Raw genomic sequence first — 5,248 nt, forward strand, 5'->3', positions numbered from 1 at the left:
CACCACCACCGCCACCGCCACCGCCACCACCGCCACCGCCGTTCATCCCGCCGCCGCCGGGACCGCCGCCGCCTTAGGCCATCGGCTGATTCGAGCGGACACCGCGGTAGATCCCGCGGCGCACGATCAGCGGCATCAGGATCCGCCGGACCGACCAAGCCGGTATCCGGAACGGACGCCCACTGGGCGCGAAGACCTCCACTCCGTCGGCCTGGACGCCGATGACCGAACCCCAACGCCGGCGCGGCGGGCGATAGGACCGCAGCGGACGTCCCGCCCGTTCGGCGAGGATGTTGTGTGCCACGATGCCGTCGGCGCGGTTGCGGGCCGACGAACGCAGCGGATCCGTCGCCGCGACGTCACCGATCGCGAACACGCCCCGGTGTCCCGGCACTGCGAGTTGCGTTGTGACGGTGACGAATCCATCCGCATCGAGCAACTCGGCCGGTAGCCAGCCGGTATTGGGACTGACCCGTCCGATCGTCCACAACACGGCGTCGGCGCGCGACGGTGCCTGCCCGGTCGCCCATCGCACCTCACCGGCGGTGATGGCGGCAGAGTCGAAGCCCCCCGGTACGACGGCCCGGTGCCCCGGGTGGATTCGGACACCGAGGCCAATCAGTCTGCGCCGCAGGTGATCCCACGTGCGTGGGTGGTGCTCACGCAGCGCGCGGTCGTGCGGGAAGAACAGATCGACCGTGGTGGCCGGCCACCGCGCCGCGATGTTGGCGGCGGCACTGACCGCGGCCGCCCCGCCGCCGACGACGATCACCGAGGTGGACGCGGCCAGTCGCTCATGGGCCGCTGCGATCTCGGCGCGGACCTGCTCCGCGGTCTGGATTCCCGGCCGGCGCCAGAACCCGTTGCTAACTCCGGTCGAAATGACCAGTGCGTCATAGGGTTCGGTGATCTCGGCGCCGTCCGGCCGCCGCGCCTGCACGGTGCGCGCGGCCAGGTCGACCCCGGTCAACTGCGCCTGGACGGTGCGGACCCGGTCGAGGACGCGATAGCGGTCGAAGGGCACGAGATAGTCACGCGCCCAGTCCGCCGGGCGGGTCAACCGCATTCCCAGCTCCTGCCCGCTGACCAGGCCCGGCTTGGCCGAGATCCCAACCACGTCTGCCGACCGCGCCAGCCTGATCGCGGTCAGCAACCCGCTGTCGCCCAGACCCGCGATGACGACCCGCGGTCGGCTCACCGGCGGGCCCGGCGGGCAGACCCGGGCGGGCGCGGCACCAGCCTCGGCACGGCCGCGATCACATCGCGGTACTGCGGCCGGCGCTCGAGACTTCGCTTCTCCATCATCGGGATGCTGGCGCCCAGGAACATCGCCACCATCACCGCGACGCCGAGGAACAGCCACCAGGCGTCCCGGGGCGCCGCGGCGACGCCGAAAAGCGCCACGGAGAACCAGAATCCGATCTCGCCGAAGTAGTTGGGATGCCGCGACCAACCCCACAGGCCCCGATCCATCACCGCGCCGGGGTCTCGGGCGGCGACGAAGCGGTGCATCTGCACGTCGGCCACCAACTCACACAAGACGGCCGCGACGCCGACGGCGAAGGCCAGCCAGGCCAGCCAAACCAGTCCCTCGCCGGGATGGGTCAGCGCGACGTAGGCCGGCAGCATGCCGACGAACACCTGCAGGGTGGGAAACAGGTGGATTCCGAACAGGTCGGCCAGGAACTCGAAGCGGCCGGCGCCTTCCCGCAGGATGGGATACCGCCAGTCCTCGTGGTGCAGGCCGGGGAATCCGTAGGCCCAGTTGGCCGTCAGCCTGACCGCCCAGAACCCGACCACCGCGGCGAGCAGCCAGGCCCGCAGCGAACCCGGACCGGAGACGCCGATCGGGCCCTGCCACCACCAGAACAACAGCAGCAGTGGCGGAATCACGCTCCAGTAGGCGTCGTAGAAACTGGAGTTCTTGAAGGCGCGACTGAAGACGAATATCACCAGAGTGGACAGCACATCGGCGATCAGGGTGTCCAGCCACAACCGCCCGGTGCGCGGCCCCTGCGACAGCCATGCCGCGCCGACCGCGACGGCCGCGACGTAGGCGAGCGTGACCAGGACCAAAGCCCTGCCCTTCAGATCCATTCCGGAATGCTAGACGACCAGGACGCCGCCGGCTCGACGCCGCCGGCGGCGGTCGGCGTGAATAATCGGCTTCAGCGGTTACGGCGAGGGAGGGAACACGATGGCGGAGAGCGTCTCGGAGTCGATCACGATCAACGCCACCCCCCGACAGGTCATGGCGGTCATCGCCGACCTGGCGGACTACCCGAGCTGGAGTGAGGGCGTCACCGCCGTCGAGGTGATCACGACCCACGAAGACGGCGCCGCCAAGGACGCGGCGTTCAGCATCTCCACCCCGGTCGGCCGGGACACCTACGAGATCTCCTACCTCTGGGAGGGCGACGACGCGGTCAGTTGGACGCTGAACTCCGACGTCGACGGAAAGCCGAAGTCCGGCATGATGAAAAGGCTGATCGGGTCCTACACGTTGCGGGCCGACGGTGCGGGCACCAAGGTCGTCTACGAACTCGAGATCGACCCGAAGATCCCGATGATGGGCTTCATGAAGAAGAAGGCGGCCGCGACGATCGCCGATCAGGCTCTCAACGGGTTGAAGAGACGCGTCGAGAAGGGTCGTTGAGCACCCGCGTATCGTTAGCGGAACAGTCTCCGGCACAGCCTGTTTCAGCGGAACAGCTTGGTGTAGGCGGACTCGTCCCACGTCGACAGGAACGTCGTCGCCGCGTCGTAACCCTTGAGGTAGAGCGCCTCGATCTCCTGCCGGCTGGCGTCGAAATCCACCACCCCCACGTCGGTGGAGTCGACCCGGATGGTTCTGGCGCTGACCCACGGTTCGTTGAGGTACGCCTGGTCGCGACCGACCATCATCGTGGTCAGCACCTGCTCGAGCAGACGCGGCCCGCTGAATGCCCGCACCGGCGCCAGTCCGGGGATCACCTTGTCGTTGCCGGCGGGCAGGTTCGGGAGCAGCGTGACGCCCAGGGTCGGCCAGCGCGGCGGTCTGCCGTCGAGGCGGTCGAAGGTGTCGATCGGATAGTTCGACAGCAGGCCGCCGTCGACCAGGGTGGATTCCAGTCCGGCCGCGCTGGAGAGGGTGACCGGCCGGAAAAGGAACGGGATGGACATCGAGGCCCGCACCGCGTCGGCGACCGGTTGCTCGTCGGGATCCAGGCCGTAGACGTCGCGGTAATCCCACGGCAGCCGGACCAACTGACCACGGGTGACGTCGGTGGCGGTCACCACCAGACGGTAGCGGCGATGTTCGGGAAGCTGATCGTCGTCGAGGCGCAGATCGCCGAACGTCTGCACGCCGAGGTTTCTCAACCGGTCGGCGACGAAGTCGTGCGCGTAGTCACCCTTGTAGACGCCCCTGCCCTCGAGAATGGCCCAGGCGGGCCCGAGCAGCGGAACCCGCTCGAACACGCCGGGGTCCAGAAACCTTCGGTAGTCGATGCTCATCGCGAGATGACGAATGTCTTCGGGCCCCAGATCGGTCGACTTCGCCGCGGCGGCCACGATCGAGCCGATGATCGAACCGGCCGAGGTGCCAGCCACCCGGCGCGCGCGGTAACCGTCCTGCATCAGCCGCACCACCGCACCGACGAGTCCGACGCCTTTGACCCCGCCGCCGGAGAGCACCAGGTCCACGGGCTTGGTGGCGTCGGCTTTCGGCATGCTCTCTCTCCTACCTCAGCAGCGCGTCGATTGCCCGGTGAATGCGCTGCTCACTGACCGGCCGCGGGGTTCCGAGCTGCTGCGCCCACAGACTGACCCGGAATTCCTCGATCATCCTGCCGATGTCGAGGACCTCCGCGGCGGCGGCGCGCGACGGTGAAATCGCCTGCAGCAGTTCGTCGTAGGCTTCCTGCACGGCTGCCACCCGCTCCATCCGCTCGCGGTCGGCGGCGATCGCGTGCGGGAGGCGTTCGATCCGGCGGACGATGGCGGTGAGGTACCGGGTCAGGTCGGGAAGATGGCGGGCACCGGTCGCGCTGACGAACCCCGGGCCGAGCAGTCCGTCGAGCTGGCGGCGGATGTCGGCCACGGCGTCTTTGGACCTTGGGGCCTGGCCGGCCGAGGGATCGCCGGGCAGCGCGGTCTCGACATCCCGCAGGGCATCGAGGGCGGTCTCCACCCGGAGCAGGATCTCGGCTGTGGCCGACGGCAACATGTCGCGGACCCGCCGGCGCAGGGCATCGAATTCGGCCCGGGTCCAAATCGGTTCGGGGACCGCTGCGTCGACGGCCGCATCCGCGCAGTCCTCCAGCAGCGCCTGGAGCGAGCCGTCGGGGTTGGCCCCCAGGACCAGCCGCCGGCGCGGGTCGAGGCCCTTCTCGAGGGCCCGCACCGGAGAGGGGGTGGCCAACCGCAGCAGCCGCCGAAGTCCGGCCCGCATCGCGGCGTCGCGTTCGGGCTCGGTGGCGAATACCCGCAGATCCACCGCCGACCCGGTGTCCACCAGTCCCGGATAACCCCGGATGCCCTGCTGCGCGACACTGCGGGGAAGCTCGTCGAGATCGTCGGGCCAGGTGCGCATCCCGCGACGCGCCAGATTCCCGGCGACCGCCTCGGCGACCGCCCGGCGGGTCTGTCCGGCCAACCCCTGCTGAAGCGCCGCGAGGTCCTTCCCGCGACCCAGTTCGGCGCCGTCCGGTGCGGTCACGGCGAAGGTGACCCGCAGATGCGGGGGCAGCTTGTCGAGGTCGAATGCGCTGAGCGGAACCAGAATCCCGCTGCGCCGGTGCAGTTCTCGCTGCAGCGTCTCCAGGAGCGGTTCCCCGCCGGGACGCAGATCCGGGATCACCGCCCTGGCGGTGTCCGGAGCCGGCACGAAGTTGCGGCGGAGATCTTTGGGCAGGGACTTGATGAGTGCGGTGACGAGTTCCTCGCGCAAAGCCGGTACCTGCCAGGCGAACTCCCGGTCGCCGAGTCGGGCCAGCACTCCGACCGGCACGTGCACGGTCACTCCGTCGTCGTCCGCCCCGGGTTCGAAGCGGTAGGTCAGCGGCAGCGACAGGTCCCCGGACTCCCAGCGGTCGGGACGGTCCGCGTCGGCGTCCGCCACCCGGAGCAGGTCAGCGCGAGACATGGTGAGCAGTTCGGGCGTGCGCTGCCGCTGCTTTCGCCACCACCCGTCGAAGTGCCGGGCCGACACCACGTCGGCGGGGATGCGCGCATCGTAGAACGCGTAGATCTCGTCGTCCCCGACCAG

5 protein-coding genes are annotated in these 5,248 nt (G+C 69.6%); 1 reads left to right on the forward strand and 4 read right to left on the reverse strand.

Going from position 1 to position 5,248, the window contains the following annotated elements:
• Window positions 1–73: 73 nt before the first annotated feature.
• Window positions 74–1,198, reverse strand: a complete 1,125-nt coding sequence (locus ADBZ5U_RS14050; protein ID WP_526811197.1) for an FAD-dependent oxidoreductase — start codon at window positions 1,196–1,198, stop codon at window positions 74–76.
• Complete coding sequence (locus ADBZ5U_RS14055) at window positions 1,195–2,097, reverse strand: DUF1295 domain-containing protein (RefSeq protein ID WP_526811199.1); 903 nt, start codon at window positions 2,095–2,097, stop codon at window positions 1,195–1,197. Before ADBZ5U_RS14055 ends, ADBZ5U_RS14050 begins: the two co-directional genes overlap by 4 nt.
• A gap of 100 nt (window positions 2,098–2,197) precedes the next feature.
• Between ADBZ5U_RS14055 and ADBZ5U_RS14060 the strand changes: the two genes are divergently transcribed.
• Window positions 2,198–2,656: an SRPBCC family protein gene (locus ADBZ5U_RS14060; RefSeq protein WP_526811201.1), complete on the forward strand. Its 459-nt coding sequence runs from the start codon at window positions 2,198–2,200 to the stop codon at window positions 2,654–2,656.
• A gap of 44 nt (window positions 2,657–2,700) precedes the next feature.
• Here the strand turns inward: ADBZ5U_RS14060 and ADBZ5U_RS14065 are convergent, their stop codons facing one another.
• Both ADBZ5U_RS14065 and ADBZ5U_RS14070 read right to left on the reverse strand, forming a co-directional pair.
• Entirely contained in the window at window positions 2,701–3,711 is a 1,011-nt protein-coding gene (locus ADBZ5U_RS14065; RefSeq protein WP_526811203.1) for a patatin-like phospholipase family protein, read from the reverse strand.
• A gap of 10 nt (window positions 3,712–3,721) precedes the next feature.
• Window positions 3,722–5,248, reverse strand: a 1,527-nt coding sequence (locus tag ADBZ5U_RS14070) for a DUF3418 domain-containing protein (RefSeq protein WP_526811205.1), incomplete at its 5' end; no start/stop codon positions are given.

Source organism: Mycobacterium sp., assembly GCF_040398885.1.
Lineage (GTDB): Bacteria > Actinomycetota > Actinomycetes > Mycobacteriales > Mycobacteriaceae > Mycobacterium.